The organism is Sphingobacterium psychroaquaticum, from assembly GCF_900177625.1.
Lineage (GTDB): Bacteria > Bacteroidota > Bacteroidia > Sphingobacteriales > Sphingobacteriaceae > Sphingobacterium > Sphingobacterium psychroaquaticum.
Map to the genome: position 1 here is coordinate 592,512 of NZ_FXAU01000001.1, position 18,553 is coordinate 611,064.

Below are 18,553 nucleotides of genomic sequence, written 5' to 3' on the forward strand. Positions count from 1 at the left end.
AAAAAGCAGGAACGTTGGAGCCGTCCCTGCCAGTTTTGTCCGAAGACATCTTAGATTGAAACGTATCAAATTATTAATCTCAACCTATTACAAATGTATGAAAAAAAACGGTTAGGGATAGGCTATCCCCATGACCTACCTATATTGAAAATTCCATTGTATATGAAATTGACATGGATGTTATTGCTTGTTGTTATTATGCATGCAAGCGCTACTTCTTTCGGGCAGCGGATTACCATTACGGGAAAGAAAGTAGACTTATCCCGGTTATTAAAAGAGTTTGAGCGGAAGAGCGGGTATACCGTATTCTATGCACAGGGCTTGTTGCCTCGTCAAGCAACGGTAGACGCTCATTATGTGCAAGCCGATGCATTACATGTTTTACGTGACGTACTAACTCCGTTTGAACTGGATTTTAAGCGAAAAGACCGAAGTCTGGTACTAATTCGAAAAATCAAGGTTGCACAACTGAATCCTATTACCACCGATTGGTTAACCCCTGTGGTACAGCAACAGCCTATTACTGGCGTTGTTAAAGGTGCCGGGGGAGTTGCCCTCTCCAATGTAACCGTAAAGATTAAAAATAGTGATTTACAAACACGCACTGATGATCAAGGGCAGTTCAGTTTGCAGGTGAATCAGTTTCCCGCAATCCTAGAAATTTCTTTTCTGGGGTATGATAGAAAAGAAATTATTGTACAAAAAGGAGGGCCAATTGATATTGTATTAACCGAGAAGGTAACAGACGTTGATGAAGTCGTTGTTATTGGCTACGGGGAAGTGAAGAAGAAGGATTTAACCGGTTCTGTTGTGAACGTAAAAATGTCTGACATACGGGATGCTCCGGTGTTATCAGCCGATTTGGCGCTTCAGGGACGTGTTCCGGGCGCTGATATTATGGCTTCGTCTGGAGAACCAGGGGCGGCGACCTCAATTCGTATCCGGGGAACACGTTCTATTACAGCCACGAATGAACCTTTGATTGTTGTGGATGGTGTTTTGGATGGGGTTACAAACCTTGCGGATATCAATATTGCGGATATCGAATCTATCTCTGTACTTAAAGACGCTTCTGCTACGGCTATTTATGGGTCGCGAGGAAGTAATGGGGTCATTATTGTTACGACGAAACAAGGTAAAGCCGGTAAGGACAATATCACCTGGCGAAGCACATTTGGATTATCCCAACTACCCCGCAAGCTTGATATCATGAATGCTTCTCAATTTGCCCAATATAGAAACGACTTCGCTTTATTTACGACTTCTGATCCCTACGGTAATATCACCGAGAATTCACCGATGTCGGACTATCCATTTCCAGATCCGAGTGCGCTCGGTAAAGGGACCGATTGGGTCGATGAGATAACGCGGATTGCACCCTACCATACACATAACCTATCCCTTTCGGGCGGTAGTAGTCGCAGCACGTATTACGCCTCTGTTGCTTATGATAATACCCAAGGGATTATCCAAGAAAGTGGGCTGGGACGCTTTACGGGGCGCCTGAATCTCGATTATAAATTGTTTCCCTGGATGAAAGTGGGAATAAAGACGAATTATACCAAGCGGGATGAAGATCAGAATTTGGTAGCTATTGGTGGAACAACTTGGTGGAGTGGTGCAATTTACCTCAACCCTCTAATTAAGGTGTATGATAATTTTAATGATCTGTGGTATTCGGGGCAAAAGTTCAACTCTCCTCGATCTATTTTGGACCTGGACGTGATACGCAATGTGAAACGAGATGGTATTACGAACACCGGATACATTGAAGTAGAACCGATCAAAAATCTAAAGGTAAATTCACAGTTGACCTACTATTATTATGGACAGCATACCTATCGTTACGATCCTGGTAATATGCCTGCTAAAGCCGAAAACGAAGGGGGGACAGCCTACCGGGGTGAATTTACCGAAGAGAACCTGATGAGCCAAACGACAGTCAATTATCAAAAGAAATGGGACGATATCCATTCCTTGGATTTTACAGCGGGGTTTATTGGACAGAAGGTGTCGAGCAACAATTTTACCCTGCAGGGAGAAGGGTACCAATCGGATGCAATCTTATGGAACAATATGAATGCCATTCCGGATAAAGAAAATTATGTTGCTGGGACAGGAAATGAGAGTAAAACCTCCATGTCTTATTTAGCACGTGCCAACTATAACTATAAAAGCAAATATTATTTGACGGTAACGGGGCGTCGCGATGGTGCTTCTAACTTTGCACCTAACAAAAAGTGGGCATTCTTCCCATCAGCGGCGTTGAAATGGACGGTTAGCAACGAGGAATTTTTAAAGGATGTTACCTGGTTAAGTGACTTTTCTATCCGTGCGAGTGGTGGGCGAACAGGAAATGATGGGATTTCGTCCTATCGTTCGTTGGCAGCGCTTTCCTCCTCGACTAACGGATACCTGTTTAATGGCTCACAGCCTGTCGCTTTTTACCCATCACGCTTAGCGTCCGAAGAACTGTCTTGGGAGAAGACTGATATGTATAACATAGCAACAGATATCTCCCTGTTTAAAGGTCGGGTAAATATGACACTTGAAGCCTACCTTTCTTATACGAAAGATCTGCTCTTAGATGTACAGACGCCTACACAGACAGGATACACAACGCGTTTTGCCAATGTGGGCAAGACTTCTAATAGAGGTGTTGAGTTTAGTGTGGAGACACGTAATATTGAAAAAACTGATTTCTCTTGGTCAACAACCTTCTCGGTGTCGCACAATAAACAACGTGTAGACGATATTGGGCATTATGATTATGTCAACGTATATGGTGCGGCTGGAAATAACAGCTATATGATGTACGGTTATGTAAAAGATTATCCATTGAATGCCTTATGGGGATTTCAATATGCAGGTACCTGGAAGTCACAAGAAGAAATCAATCGTAATAAAGTAACAAAAGCTTATGTTTCTGCTTCTAATCAGCAGTATAGGCTTGGGTCGGCGCGGTATATCGATTCGAACCACGATGGTGTGTTTAATGAAAAAGATCTAATCTATCTGGGCAATGCCGATCCGTTAATTTATGGTGGACTTCAAAACAATTTTAGATACAAAAAGCTGAGCCTGGGGGTATTTTTAAACTATTCATTGGGCGGGAAAATTTACAATATATCAGAACAATGGATGGGGAACGGTGGAAACTTCACCAACCAGTATACGTATATGTTGGATAACTGGCATCCGATTCGCAACCCGAATTCTGATATTCCTCGTGCTGGGTCGACTGATAATATTGCCTCCAACCGGATGGTATACGATGCGAGCTATCTGCGTCTTAAAAGTGTCTCCATAGGTTACACATTTGATATGTCTAAAATAACAAAGAGTAAGCTGAAAGACATTCAGTTGGGGCTTGCCGGGGAAAATCTTTTTGTCTGGAAGAAGTACAATGGGTTTGATCCTGACGTGTCTTCGCAAAGTAGCACCTCCACGTTGAGACGTGTGGATATTGGTGCTTATCCAAAGCCAAGAACCATTGTGGGAAGTATTCAAATAAGGTATTAATTCAAAAAAACATATAAATGAAGCGTTTAGTTTTATTTTTTATGGCAAGTGTGCTGTGGAGCAGTTGTTCGATTGAGGAACAGCCCACTTCCTTTGTCAATAGTGATAATTATTATCAGACCGAAGCGCAGTGTATTTCAGGACTGAATTCGACATACATACCATTGCGGAGTATATACAGCTATACCTACCTTATGGCTACTGAAGGTGTTTCAGATTTAATGTATATCGCTTCAGGGACTTTGGATGCGCAATTGGATATCTCTCCGGCGCAACCCCGATTTGGTCAAACGATGTGGACCCAAGGTTACCGTGGGGTGATGTATTGTAATTCCATTATTGAGGGCATCAAACGCTCTCCCTTATCGGAAGAAACAAAAAATAGGCTGTTAGCCGAGGGAATGATCATGCGTGCGTATTACTATTGGTTCTTGACGTCCACCTTTGGCGATGTGCCTTTCTATACAGAGGATGTTGTAAATGCACAAGTGTTGGATAAAATCTCAAAGATGGGGCGGATGCCTGCAGTTGATACACGCAACTATCTGATTCAGGAACTCTTAACGTATGTACCTTACCTGGCTCAGGTGCGGACGAACGATACGCCGGGAAACCGTAGTGGCGCTGCGATGGGGTGGATGCTGATTGGTAAGCTGGCACAGTGGAATAAGAAGTGGGATGTCGCCAAAGAGGCTATGGATCAGCTTGTGGGAATTTACGGTGATTTTGGACAGTATCCGCTGTCTGATATCGCGTTGAAAAACAAAAATATCCTAGAATCAATCTTTGAGATACAATTTACCTACTCCGAAACAGGGTTACAGGTCACGACGAATGCCGCGGCAATTTGTATGCCTACGCGTAGTACGGGGGCCATCTATGATGGTGTGGAGATTCCAGAGTTAGGAGCTAATTCGACAACATGGTCTCCTCTGCGACCAAATAACTATTATTTCCAGACCGTTATGCGTCGTGCGACTCCGGATAAACGTTTGGAGATGAATATGCTATGGGCGTATAAAGGGGTGAATTTCAAAAGCACAGCAACGCGACCGTGGCTCGGCACGAAGTTTTGGTCCTACAACATGTATAATGTCGCTGACGGTAATAATCAACGGGTATTTAGGTATGCGGATGCGTTGTTGATGCAAGCGGAAAATTTCATGGAACTCCGCGATCAGGCGTCCTCCGTTCGCTATCTCAATATAGTGCGACAACGCGCTGGCTTGGCAGATTATGTATTTAAGAACTGGGACTTGTTGCGCGAGGAAATTCAAAAGGAAAGAGGACGCGAATTGTTGGGCGAATACCAACGCAAATACGATTTGGTACGTTGGGGAAATTGGTATCAAATGACATACGACTTTACGGATTATGCCTCCTTAAAGAACAATATGTTGCCTTGTCATGAGTATTACCCTATTCCAGATGTGGAAGTCGTAAAATCAGGTTATAGTTTGGATAATAAAGCATATGAATATTATGGAAAAGGTTAAGCACTTATATAAAACGGGTTCTTGGAGAACCTGGACATTATTGGCATGTTTTAGCCTTGTTTTATGGACGGCCTGCAGCAAAAAAGATGTTGAGCTTCCAGATGATGGCGGAGAAAAGGAGCCTGAAGAGTTGACTTTGCCCGATACCCTAAAGATTATGAGCTACAATATTTTGGAAGGGATGAAGAACGATAAGGCTAATAATTACAATAAGTTCGTGGAATGGGTTCGATCTTATAATCCGGACGTGCTAGCGTTACAGGAAGTCAATGGTTTTAATCAAAAAGCATTGGAGAAACTGGCATTACGTTATGGTCATAAATATGTGATTACTAATTTGAAATCTACAGACAACTATCCCGTGGCTTTAACCTCAAAGTACCCTATTGATGCACGTCGCCGGGTGACCTTACATGTGTCTCATGGTGCTATTTTTGCGCGTTTAAAGGATACGGATTTAAATATTGTCGTTACTCATTTTTGGCCACAGGCCTATTGGTATAAGGTGGGGGATAATCTAGGTAATGATTATCGTTTACAAGAAGCAAATGTAATTCTGGATAGTACAATACGTAAGTTTCCGAATGAACAGGACTGGGTGTTTATGGGGGATTTCAATTCGATCTCGCGCAAAGATTATGATCCCACGGTAACGGGAAACAGCTACGCAGCACTGGATGAAATAGAAAAGGCCGGTTATATGGACGCAATTCATCATTTACATGGCTATAAATCAAATGGTACCGCTGTTTATGATTTTCAGTACCCCGGAAGACGGATCGACTTTATATTCGGAACTCCATCTGTTTTGAAACGGGTGACCAAAGCGATGCCGATCTATGATGACTTTACAAAGGTGTATTCGGATCATCCACCGATGCTGTTTCATTTGATTCTCTAATTATTACTCGTTACGTATTTAACAAATGAAAAAGATAGTATTACGATATAAACTAGCGACTCTAAGCATGCTTATGGTCGTGGTCGCTCTGTTTACGCAGTGTGATCGCAAATATGAAATGGATCTTTCCTTGGCTGTAAATTCCAATGAGGTTCACCTGGAAGCCGTTGAAGGGAAGACTAAGATTATGGTCTACGCGAATGGCGATTGGCAAGTTTCGCTGAAAGAGGACGTTGATTGGATTACCTTAGATCGGACTAGCGGTTACGGTAATGGAGATCTTTTGTTTTCATATACGCAGAACTTTGGCGTTTCCCGAAGTGTGACTTTGTTACTTTCCAAAGGGAAAGAGCAGCAGGAAATCAAAATTATACAAAAAGGATTAGACGCGGCTTTCCGCTTTTCGAAGTCGAAGTATACCATTACCAAAAATGCCTTTCAAATTAATCTGCCTATCGTTAACGACGTAAAGTCAAATGTTAAAAAGATGAAGGTGGAGTATTTGTATGATGACGAAACTTCTGAAAAATGGGTCACTAATTTAGATTTTACAGAAAATAGTGTGGTCTTTACGGCTTTAGAGAACAATGCTGGTAGAAATCGAACCGTGCGAATTTACCTCACGGTAATTGATGGTTTTGATAAAGAGTATACCGTGTTTACAGATGTTGATCAATCACAACTTGCTCCAACCTTAGAGCAACGTAAAGCGGAATCGCTCTTGACACGGAGTGCCAAGCTCGATACGGTAATCGTGAAGGGAAATGTCGGTGCATTATTTCCTGATTTTGAGAAGCATGTAACCTATGAACAGGGCAATGGTTGGATCGAGCAGGTCGATCTGCTAAACGATAGCTTGTTGGTTATTGCCGTTCGTGCAAATGATAGCGGACTGGAGCGTGCGGCCAATGTTCAGCTGAAATATGTCAATAACGGTACGACATACATTGATCTTACACATAAAGTAATCCAGTCGGCCGACGATTTTACCTACACCACCATGGAGGAGTTAAAGGCGTTGATCCCGGGGGCTGAAGGAGAGGCAAGGATTGTTATGCCTTTACGGGTATTAGAGGCTTTTGTTAGCTCTGATGCGGCTAACACCAACATGGATGTTAATCCAAACACATCCTTTAATACGATTGATTACACCGAGGCACCAAAAACAGCGTACGTACAAAATGGAACAGGCTCTTCAGGTATTCGTTTAAAGTTCAATACTGCTGCGGCAAACTCCTTGAAACGTTACAGTAAAGTGGCGCTTTCTCTAGATGGGCTTTTATTGGTGAAGGAAGCAAATCCAACACGGTATACGATTCGCGGATTAAGTGCTTCCAACATTGTGAAGTCGGAAGCGGGAACAGTAGCTAATCTACCGCTTAAAATTAAGTTTATTAATGAGTTGATTGATAGTGATGTATATACATTTGTAACGCTTAAAAACACCAATATAGCAGTTCCTTATGGCAGCTATGTAAACGTTAACATGGGCTATGTGGCCATATTTAACTGGAACACGGCCGGTGCAACAACGCCATATGTAGATGCCGTGCCAACGAGTGTCGTGGACGAACAAGGGGGAAGTCTTAAGGCTATTGTAAATACAGCCGTATCCTGGAGCCGTAGTACGTTGCCGACCGGGTCAGGAACCTTGGCTGGAATCATTGTTCACCATAAATTGATTAAATATGGATACGGGACAGGAGAAATTGGACGATATAGTATTCGACCGGTGACTCAATCGGATATTAAACTTCAAGATGCGGAGAAGGTAAAAACATTAGTCGAGTGGCGCTGGATGAATATGAGTAACCTGAGTGCAACGGGAACATACACACAGGTCAATGGTGCGATAGTTCCGGCGGTTGGACAAGGAGAAATGCGTCCAACGGTGAGTGGTGCTGCGGTCTCTATGGGAGCCCACCCAATTTACCATACCGATGCGGCTTCTAAAGTCGTGCCTAGCTCGGCGTTACAGTATTCAACAAAATGGTGGAACAGTACGGCAAATAAAGGAGAAGGTATTGTCCTGAAGTTCGCTACGACTGGTATTTCTGGAAAGGTCTTAACGGTTAATTTCACGCAAGGTGGTGGCTCGGGAACAGCTGCAACTTTACATGTGCCTGCTTATTGGGAAGTTGCTTACTCGTTGGATGGTGTGACCTATACGGTCTTGCCGGGGTCAACCTATGGTATTCGTCCATTAGCGGGTTGGGGACTTAATCACGAGTATACGGCGAATGGACTAAACTCCTACGCGTTTAAGTTGCCGAATGAATTATTCAATAAACCAAATGTGTACGTGAAGCTGCAAGCAAAAAATAATATCGGGGGTGCCAACACGGCTACAGGCGCTGAAGATGGTCGTATTACAGATGCTTCAGCAAATATAACAGTGCGGTGGGGCGCAGTTTCACTAAAATATATTCAGTAGATCTCATGAAAAAAAAGAACATAACAATACGGTTAATAGGTGCCTGTTTCTTGTTTTTATTGGCTTTTGCTTGTAAGAAAGATGATGCGGCCTATCTGAAATTTTCCGAGCTTGGAACAACTGTGAAAGAATATACCGTTTCCGCAGAACCAGGACAGGTCGAAATCAAGGTGCTGTCTAACGGGGCTTTTGACGCGACGGTGCCCGCAGAAAACAATTGGTTAAAATTAAGTGGTACAAAGCTGAAGGGCGATACCAGCTTTCTGATGGTTTATGACGGTAATGACGGTTTTCCGAGAAAGTCACAGGTCGCTTTATATGCGCCAGAAAGTGAGCGCTTTGATACGGTATGGGTAAAGCAACAAGGGAAGCAAACTCCGGTACTTAATTTCCCGACATTGAACACAACGGTATTAGGAAATGGCGGACGGGTTACGGGGAAATTGGAGACGAATATACCTTTTGAGGATATTAAGGTACAAGTCGTATACCCAACGCCCGATGTGACGCCGTGGGTTAACAATGATTTTAGTTTGGAAAAATCGACCAGCGATTTTAGTTTTTCCGTTCAACCTAACCCAGACCAAAATGAACTTCGAAGTGTACAGTTGCGCCTATCATATACCGATGGATGGGGCGTAGAACATGTCTCTACCTTATACCTCTTGCAAGCAAATGCACAGAATATGTTTGGTACGAAAGCAGAATTTCCAGAAGTACGTGTATGGGCGGGAGAGAAGATTACGAAAGATTTGTTTATAGAAGGGGTTGTCGTAAGCGATGTTGGGAACCAGAATGTAGGCGATTTCGTGCAAACAACACCAACGGTTATTAATTATACACAAAATGATCGTACAGTCTATGTGCAGAGTGTGGATGGACGTTATGGTTTCCGTATCCTAACCAATACGGTGGCTGATAACATCTTTAAGCGATACAGTAAGGTGCAGGTGCTATTAAAGGGGGTAGCGGTGGAGAAGGAATCGAATCCAGATCACTATACCTTAACCGGGGTAACTTCTATGATGGTGATGAGCCAAGTTGAAGGTAATGCAAGCCAGCTTCCTGTAAAACAGAAGTATATGTCGGAATTGACCGATGACGATATCTATACGTTTGTGACATTGAAAGATGTGGAATTTCCAGTAAGAAAGGGATCATTTACCCCGATTAATGAGGGATATTCGACGCTTTTTTCGGCACACCGAGTAGCGAAGTATCCTTTGTTGATGCGCGATATACAGGGGAATAGTATGTTTACCATGACTAATACACGTACGTCATACCGACGAGATGGTGCGATTTTACCGTATGGATCGGGAAAACTATCAGGTATTATAGTGCATGAGAATTTTACCCGATTTGAATATGAAGATGGCGTTTCAGATGAGGACTATGGCAATATCGGTCGATATCAGATTCGACACCTCACTAAAGATGATATCAAGATGGCGGCTTCGGTAGATCAGGGTTTTTCTAGTCTACTTGTGGAATATCAATATCCAAATATCACAAATGGTGTTGCTTTTCCAACTTATGGCAGTAATGGTAAGATGAGTTTTTCTGCACCGACGGTTAATCTAGGGATGAATATCGATTATTCATATTTAGGTCCTGTTGGAGCGACCAACTTGGGGAATACCAATCAATATGGAAATGGGGTATTGACCGGTGCTGGCACGAAGCAGAATACAGCGACGACAACAAATTCAGATGGAAAAGGAGCGGTGACGAATGGTGCAATTACAGCATCCACTATGTGGTGGAACTACGATAAGAATAGAGGGGAAGGCTTTGTTGTCGAATTTTCTTCACAGGGGATATCGAGCAGTCAATTATCGTTGCAATTAACAGCGCTAAACCTTGTGGGCGGAACGGGTAAAGGAGCTCCTCGCTTTTGGAAGGTAGAGTGGTCTACGCATGGTAATATGGATGGTGCCTGGACTAAAATTCAATCTTTTACCGTACCCGATGCTCCTTTATGGGCCAATACAACAATACATCAGTTGGCAGCTTACAAGAATATCAACATGAAGTTGCCTTTAGCTTTGCTCGGTCAGGAAAAAGTTTTCTTGCGGCTGGTCGTTGATAAGAATTTAGGATCGGATGGAAATAGTTACGCGAGTGAACCATTATCGGTAAGTACAACAACGGGGATTGGTTATTTAGCCATTCGCTATAATAAATAGAAAAATGATGTTACGAAAGTTTTTACTTATGCTGGTTTTATTCGGCATGACTTATACGTTTGCTGTTGGACAAACGGCAGATCGGTTACCATTACGTTTGAAAGTTGGCGTATACAACCTCGGCCATTTTAACCAAGGTCGTGTCGGTGGCTTCCAGGGAACTGGAAACTGGATGAAAGCAGAGTTGGTTCGATGGAAAAACTGGGTGGGAGAGCAAGGACTCGATATTTTTGCCGTGAACGAGTGGAGTCATTATTTTGATAAAGATAGTACGCGTGTGGCTTCCGATGAAATTTTGAAACCTTTTTACGATAACATATACTTCGGAAAGGAGCACAAATGGATATACAACGGAATCGCGACAAACTATACCTTGGAAAATATTCGCCAGGAGAATTGGGATGGTGATTATTATGCGATCCTGGGCGACCTGAAGATTGGTGATAAGGTAATTACTATTATATCTTCGCACATTCCGTGGCAAAAGGATTGGCATGCTCGTTCATTAGACGCGTTGGTTAATATGTTGAAGAAGTATGAATACTTCATTTGCATGGGCGATATGAATGCCTCTGATAATGGACAGCTGAAGTTTACCAATGCTGGTTTTAACATGGCAAATGGAGGTAGCATGGGATGGTTCGCAACGGCTGCTGGCGGTAATACCGCTGAGGGAAGGACTGGCGCAGTACCGAATAAAAGTATTGATAATATTGTGACAAGCAGTAATATTAAGATTATGCAGGTGAAGGCTCCCTTTACAACGTTGAATGATTTGGACCATCTTCCAATCCTAGCGGATGTAATCATTACTTGGTAGTTCCGAAGCTATCAATTCGATAATTTCGAACGAAGAGCTACAGGCCATCCATCATTCCCTATTGGTGGAGTAGTTTGCTCTGTAGGCTTTAATATCGACGGCTGACGATCCGTGCCCCGCAAAATGGGGTGCGGATTGTCAGCCTCTTTTGTTCAGAGATCAGCGATGTCAACATCGCGGTGGAAAGAATAGATCTATCAGTGGCCCCGTTCTTCTACTGCTTTCCTTTAAAGTCGTAAATAAGCAGCAATTGTAGGATACAATAAGTTCATGACTTTTGTTTACGAAGAAATTTATATAAGTTTGTTCCCTGCAACTAACCCAGAATGCCTAGCTACCACACATATAACGATCAAGAGCTCTTAACGCTGTTTAAGACGGATGATGAACAGGCATTGGTGGAGATATACAATCGTTATTGGGAGAGGATGCTAGCTGTTGCCGTAAATCGTTTGGGAAATTTGGAGGAGGCAGAGGAGTGTGTACAAGATGTCCTGTATAAGCTTTGGCGGTTACGAGATAGCTTTACGCTGCAAAAAGACGGCCTTTCGGCCTACCTCGCACGGGCCATACGAAATCATACCTTTAATGTTTTGGAACAGCGCCACCGGAGACGATCGCAGCTGTCTGAATATTCGACAGAAGAAGTTGTCGAAGCTTTATCGCCAGAGCGACAACTTATTTTTCAGGAGTTGCAAAATCAAATTGACAAGGCCATCGAGAGCCTACCACCACAATGCAAGCTTGTTTTTATGATGAATAAAAACGAAGGGCTATCTACCAAAGAAATAGCAGAAACATTACAATTGTCTGAAAACACGGTAAAATCTCATCTGAAGAAGGCGAAAAAGGATCTTGGAAACAATACCGACCTATTGATCGCCTTGGTTTTCGCTTATATTTACCTGAATCAGTTGTAAATTCTTCTAAAAAAAGTAAAAGGAACTCACCCTTTTGTGTTTTCTGCCTGTCCTTATATATGACGGGTAAAGAATGCTTGTTTATGAATGAATAATGGAAGACACGGAACACATAGAAGAATTAGTCGCCAAGTTCCAACGAGGCGATACATTAACACCTACGCAGACCGAGACACTTTTGCAATGGTATAATAGTCATACGGATGAAAAAGTAGTCTTGATTACGGATGCTCCTTTAGGAAGGGAACAACTTAAGCAACGTATGTTGAATGGATTACTTGAACGTGTGCGTGCGGATCAGCAGGTGTTACCGAAAGCTAATAAATTACCCCGACGACTATGGGTTTCAGCTGCAGCAGCGGTCTTACTGGCTATGCTATCTATTTGGTGGTGGACCCGTAGAGATCAGGTGAATGATGTGGGTAATATAGGCTCTGAGACAACAATCGCAGATTCGCGAGATACTAGTATTACGCCTGGGACTAATAAGGCTGTGTTGATATTGGCGGATGGGCGTCAGTTGACTTTGGATACCGGGCAAGAGGGGATTGTAATGGATGAATCTATACGTTATGCCGACGGAAGACAGGTAGCCCGTGTGCAAGATGAGCAAGTACAAAAAAAGGACCTGCAGCTGTATGTGCCCAGGGGCGGGATTTATAAGATAATGCTTGCTGATGGGACAAAAGTCTGGTTAAATGCAGACAGTCGGTTGATTTATCCATCAGTCTTTGGTGATGCCGAAAGAGCCGTAGAGTTAGAGGGGGAAGCATTTTTTGAAGTGACATCAGTTACGGATAGTCAGAAGAAAAAGATTCCTTTTATCGTACGAACCAAGGGGCAAACGGTGGAGGTGCTAGGCACTCAGTTCAATGTGAACAGTTATTTGACGCAGCCTTTTGTGAAAACAACACTGGTAGAGGGACGTGTTCAGGTGCATGCTAATCAAAAGAAGCTGCTTCTCCAGCCAGGACAGCAGGCTACAACATCCGACAATGGAACTACAGTAAGTCGCGTGAATACATCAAATTTTACGGCATGGACGGAAGGGAAATTTAGCTTTGACGGTAAATCATTTGAAGAAATATTAGACGAAGTTGGGCGGTGGTACAACTTGACGGTTGTATATCAAGGTCAGGTGCCTGATGTCGATCTGGTGGGGGATGCCTTTCGAAATCAAAAGATTAATCTGGTGCTGCGTCTTTTAGATGCTGCGGCAGTGACCTACAAGCTTGATACGGCCCATAGAAGACTAATTATTTATTAACACTATATATTAACCTAAATACAGATTTATAATGACAGATACCTAATAACCTATACCATTCCTGTGCTAACGGTTAAAAAAAGGAAAGGACTGCCATCCTTTCCCTAGATCATATCAGTTAGCCATAAAACTCCATGTTTGAAGACAGATTTTTACTAACCAAATCCATGTAAAATTAATGAATAAAAATTACTTATTACGAGTGATGAGAATAACCCTATTCTTGCTTTTGGCGGGGATGCTCTCCGTCAGTGCTAACAGCTATTCGCAGCAGATTACTTTCCGAGGGAAAAATGTTTCCTTTTTGCATCTCGTGGAAGTCATCCGTAAGCAAAGTGGCTATACGGTATTTAGCACAAAAAACACGCTTCAATCGATACCTCCCCAAAGCCTAGACGTTAAGGGGATGGATTTGATGGCTTTCCTTAAGTTGGTTACCGCCAATCAACCGGTAAGGTATCAAGTAGAAGACAAAACAATCTCTTTCTTTCCTCAGGCGAAGACAGGGGACGCTAAGTCTCTTGCCACAGTAGCGACGCAACAATTTCTTACCGGCGTGGTGGTGGATAGTGAAACGAAACAACTACTGGAAGGCGTGACAGTTCAAATAAAAGGAACAGCGCTCAGTACCAGCACCAACCAAAAGGGGCAATTTCAGTTGCCTATTACTAACGTGACAGCGCGCGATGTTATCGTGTTTCGGTATGTCGGGAAGAAAACATTGGAAACGGTCTATAGTGGACAGAAAGTGCTGAATGTGCAGCTGGAACCTGCAACCGATGCGATTAAAGATGTCGTGGTGACGGGGATTTATCAGCGCGATAAGGAGAGCTTTACAGGATCCTCGGCGACCTATACTGTAAAAGAGTTACAGATGGTGGGCAATCAGAATATTTTACAAAGTTTAAAGACGCTGGATCCATCCTTTGCTATTGTTGATAACAACCTTTTTGGTTCCGATCCCAATCGGCTTCCGGATATTGAAATACGTGGTAAGAGTAGTGTTATCGGGCTGACGGACGAGTATAGCGCGAACCCAAACCAACCGTTGTTTATCTTGGATGGTTTTGAAAGCACGCTGGCCATTATTTCGGATTTGAGTATGGACCGTGTGGAAAGTATAACCTTGCTTAAAGATGCGGCGGCGGCAGCAATTTATGGGTCTAAGGCAGCCAATGGTGTCGTGGTTGTCGAAACAAAACGTCCGGTACCTGGGCAGCTGCGTGTGAATTATACCCTCAATGGGAGTGTGAATTTTGCTGATCTAACCGATTATAATTTGATGAATGCCGAGGAAAAGCTACAATTTGAATACCTTTCGGGATTTTATGGCCTCTTGAACGCAGACGGGAAACTCATTCTCGGAGCGAACCTCAATAGCGAAGCGAATTATTTGAATCGGTTGAAAGAAGTGCGTCGCGGTGTTAATACCTATTGGCCGAATGAACCCTTGCGAACTGCTTTGACCCAACGGCATACGCTTTTTGCAGAAGGTGGTGATTCCAATTTGAGGTATAGTGTTTCTGTAAATCATGGACTGACCAAAGGGGTCATGAAGGGCTCCGATAGGCAGGCAACCAATGGTAATATTCGTTTGCTCTACCGCAAAGGAAACTTCTCCGTAAATAACTCCCTGAGTATCGACAATATCAAGGCCAATAAGGAAACAACCCCTTTTTCGGATTTTTCCCGTGCTAATCCATATCACCGTAAATATGATGCGGCAGGCAATATAAAGATGGTGTTGGAAGATTTTAGTGCCACTCGTTCTGGAGATGATCCCATTTATAGCCCATTATATGACCTAAGTAACTTAAATATCAACCAACAAGGTTCTCAGGGTTTTACGAATAATTTCGAGATGGAATGGCGGGTCACAGCTCCCCTTCGTGTTAGAGGACGTTTTGGATTACGCAGCACCACGACGCATGACGAAATATTTCGATCGCCCTTTAATACAGAATTTTTGGGAACGGATGCTTTAGAGCGAGGTCGTTACAGTGAGACCAATGGTAAGAATATTAATTACGATGGGGATTTAAGTGTCACATTCGGCAAGTTATTGGGTGGTAAACATATGATCAATGCGGTGGCAGGAACGCGTATGGAGCAACTTACAAGACAGCAAAGTGCCTTTCAGGTACAAGGTTTTATTGATGATGAGTTTTCTAATCCCAATTTTGCATTGGGTTATCCCAAAGATCAACGCGCGGATTACAGCGCATCGCAGCGAAGGGGAGCTAGTTTCTTCATCAATACGGGGTATGCCTATAATCAGCGCTATCTGATGGACGCGACGTTACGCTCAGATGGCTCCTCTGTTTATGGCGCGGACCGACAATTTTCGAATATCTGGTCTGTAGGGTTGGCCTGGAATGCACATAATGAAGCTTTTCTCCAAAAGTGGACTTGGATCAATCAATTGCGGATCCGGGGATCGATAGGGAATCCCGGAAACCAAAATTTCGACGATTATATTTCGATGCGTATATACCGATATAATAACGAAAATCGTAACCCTTTTGGTGCAAGCACCATTATCAGCAATATGGGGAACCGTAGTTTGCAGTGGCAGACAACCTTGGATAGAAATGTTGGTATGGATTTAATAACGTTAGACAATCGCTTGCGGTTTAATATAGATTATTTCGTAAAAAGCACCGATCCTTTATTAGTATTTGTATCGTTGCCGACGTCTACCGGCGTCTCGAAAGTGGCGCAGAATATGGGCGGACAGGTGACACGCGGTTTTACCTTGATCAGTGATTATACCATACTACGCGGTAATGCCTTCAATTGGCGCGTAAATCTTAATGTACGTCAGCTCAAAGCTGAATATCAAAACATCGGGAATCAGCTGGGGAGTTTTAATGAAGCTAATAGGAGCAGAAATCTGGTGCGCTATTACGACGGTGGCAGTCCTTCTGACTTATGGGCAGTCCGTTCTGCGGGAATCGATCCGGCTACAGGACGCGAGATCTTTATCAATAAAAATGGGGAACAGACTTTCGTTCATAACTTTCAGGACGAGGTGATCGTAGGAAATAGCGATCCTGATCTGGAAGGCGTTATCGGCACAAACTTATTTTATAAAGGATTTACCGCTTCCATTAACCTACGTTATCGCGTAGGAGGTCAAGCTTTTATGCAAACACTTTTTGAGAAGGTAGAAAATATTTCGGCCCGTGGTGTAGCGCTCAACCAAGATAAACGGGCGCTCTATGATCGATGGAAACAACCCGGAGACGAAGCTCGCTTTAAGGCTATATCGAGGACGGAACAAACACCGATGTCTTCTCGGTTTGTCGCTGATAATAATATGTTGATAGGGGAATCCTTTTCATTGGGCTATGAGACAACAACAGCGCCTTGGTTGCGTACTATTCGCGCCTCTTCGGTGACTTTTCGTGCCTATATGAATGATATTTTCCATGTATCGACAATTAAAAATGAACGTGGACTTGATTACCCTTTTGCGCGGTCAGTTTCATTTTCTGCGGGGTTACGTTTTTAAATTTTAGAAAGAATACGATGAAAAAAATATATAAAGCCGTGATGATCCTCTTGGTCTGCTTAGCGACCAGTTCTTGCAGTAAATGGGTGGATGTGAAACCCATTGATCGATTAGGTGAGGATCAATTATTTGTAAATAGTGCAGGTTTTGTAAAGGCCATCAATGGAGTTTATGTCGAAATGGCAACAACGAATCTATATGGACAACATATGAGTGCCGGTCTCCTTGATGTTCTGGCTCAATATTATGTTATCCGTAGCTCCACACACACGTTTGAGAAGTATACCACCTTTGTGTATACCGATGCTAATGTGAAAGCTAATGTTGACAATATTTGGAAAAAAGCCTATGAGTTAATCGCAAACTGCAATGTAATTATCGAAAAATGTGGAGATGGCCCTAGCGAGTTACTTCCAGAGCCGTATTATAGGGTGATCAAAGGAGAAGCACTTGCGCTTCGGGCGATGCTGCATTTAGATATGCTTCGTTTGTTTGGTCCGATTTACAGCCCAGAAAGCAAAGACAAAAAAGCAATTCCGTACGTTCTTAAATCAGGCTATGAAATAGCACCTTTGCTTAGTTCGGAGAAATTTATGCAGCTGCTTACAATGGATTTGCAGCAAGCATTAGTGCTTTTGGAAACTGATCCTATCCGAACAGATGGTGTACGCAACCAAAGTAATCCATCGGGACCCAACGATTTTTACTTTCGTCAATATCGGTTAAACTATTATGCCGCCAAGGCCCTGTTGGCGCGCGCTTACTTGTGGCAAGGCAAGAAGGTGGAAGCACTTGCAGCGGCAGAGGAACTTTTGTTGGAGGTACAGACACCAGAGAAGAAAACCTTTCCATTTGTCACTTTTGCCAATGCTACACATGTCGAAAAACCAGATCGGGTGTTTTCTACTGAAGTCATGTTTTCGTTGTACAAAAGCAACCGTCTGGAGATGTATAACCGATTGTTTGCCGTGAGCTTGCAGCCCAATAGTAAGTTATCTTTCAGTGACGGTGACATCAATGAAACCCGTGTAAATGGGCTTTATGATGATAGTAATGATTTTCGACGCCGCATCTGGCAAAGCGCCTCGACAGGTACCGTTACAGCGACGACCAATATGAAGTACGCCGATATTGTGGATGCCCCAGGTAGGTATATGGTTCCGTTAATTAGACTCTCTGAGGTGTTGTTAATTGCGGCGGAATGCCATCCTGATCTCACAACGGGCATACGCTATTTTAATACGCTTCGGACGGCTCGTAATTGTGTGTCCCTAACGCCGGCTAATTCAGCTTTGCTGAAGCAGGAGATAATGAAAGAGTTTCGTCGTGAAATGCTAGGGGAAGGACAACAGTTTTTCTTTTATAAAAGGAATGGTTATCAGTCGCTTCCCAACCATGCTACGGTAAGCTTGACGCCGGAGAAAACCATGGTTTTAAACAATTATATTATTCCGCTACCGGATAGTGAAACAGCACAACGACAATAATAT

General features: G+C 43.1%; 10 protein-coding genes. All 10 read left to right on the forward strand.

All coding sequences use genetic code 11. From position 1 onward, the window contains the following. The first annotated feature begins 162 nt into the window (after positions 1-162). The 10 genes from B9Y69_RS02260 to B9Y69_RS02305 all read left to right on the forward strand — a co-directional run bounded on the left by B9Y69_RS02260 (position 163) and on the right by B9Y69_RS02305 (position 18,550). Positions 163-3,522, forward strand: a complete 3,360-nt coding sequence (locus B9Y69_RS02260; protein WP_200811733.1) for a SusC/RagA family TonB-linked outer membrane protein — start codon at positions 163-165, stop codon at positions 3,520-3,522. 17 nt (positions 3,523-3,539) lie between these two features. Next, positions 3,540-5,018: a RagB/SusD family nutrient uptake outer membrane protein gene (locus B9Y69_RS02265; protein ID WP_085471375.1), complete on the forward strand. Its 1,479-nt coding sequence runs from the start codon at positions 3,540-3,542 to the stop codon at positions 5,016-5,018. Beyond that, positions 4,996-5,919: an endonuclease/exonuclease/phosphatase family protein gene (locus tag B9Y69_RS02270; RefSeq protein ID WP_085471376.1), complete on the forward strand. Its 924-nt coding sequence runs from the start codon at positions 4,996-4,998 to the stop codon at positions 5,917-5,919. The genes B9Y69_RS02265 and B9Y69_RS02270 overlap by 23 nt, the downstream gene beginning before the upstream one ends. A 25-nt stretch (positions 5,920-5,944) precedes the next feature. Further along, entirely contained in the window at positions 5,945-8,353 is a 2,409-nt protein-coding gene (locus B9Y69_RS02275) for a BACON domain-containing protein (protein WP_144036483.1), read from the forward strand. Between the two features lie 5 nt (positions 8,354-8,358). Then, complete coding sequence (locus tag B9Y69_RS02280; protein ID WP_085471378.1) at positions 8,359-10,542, forward strand: DUF5689 domain-containing protein; 2,184 nt, start codon at positions 8,359-8,361, stop codon at positions 10,540-10,542. A gap of 4 nt (positions 10,543-10,546) precedes the next feature. Further along, positions 10,547-11,362: an endonuclease/exonuclease/phosphatase family protein gene (locus B9Y69_RS02285; protein ID WP_200811734.1), complete on the forward strand. Its 816-nt coding sequence runs from the start codon at positions 10,547-10,549 to the stop codon at positions 11,360-11,362. 326 nt (positions 11,363-11,688) lie between these two features. After that, entirely contained in the window at positions 11,689-12,282 is a 594-nt protein-coding gene (locus B9Y69_RS02290; RefSeq protein ID WP_085471379.1) for an RNA polymerase sigma factor, read from the forward strand. A 94-nt stretch (positions 12,283-12,376) separates the two neighbouring features. Beyond that, positions 12,377-13,549 (forward strand): FecR family protein, encoded by a 1,173-nt coding sequence (locus B9Y69_RS02295; RefSeq protein ID WP_085471380.1) that lies wholly within the window; start codon positions 12,377-12,379, stop codon positions 13,547-13,549. Between the two features lie 205 nt (positions 13,550-13,754). Beyond that, a complete protein-coding gene (locus B9Y69_RS02300; RefSeq protein WP_085471972.1) occupies positions 13,755-17,063 on the forward strand; it encodes a SusC/RagA family TonB-linked outer membrane protein in 3,309 nt (1,102 codons plus the stop codon). A 17-nt stretch (positions 17,064-17,080) separates the two neighbouring features. Then, positions 17,081-18,550, forward strand: a complete 1,470-nt coding sequence (locus B9Y69_RS02305) for a RagB/SusD family nutrient uptake outer membrane protein (RefSeq protein WP_085471381.1) — start codon at positions 17,081-17,083, stop codon at positions 18,548-18,550. The last annotated feature ends 3 nt before the right edge of the window (positions 18,551-18,553 follow it).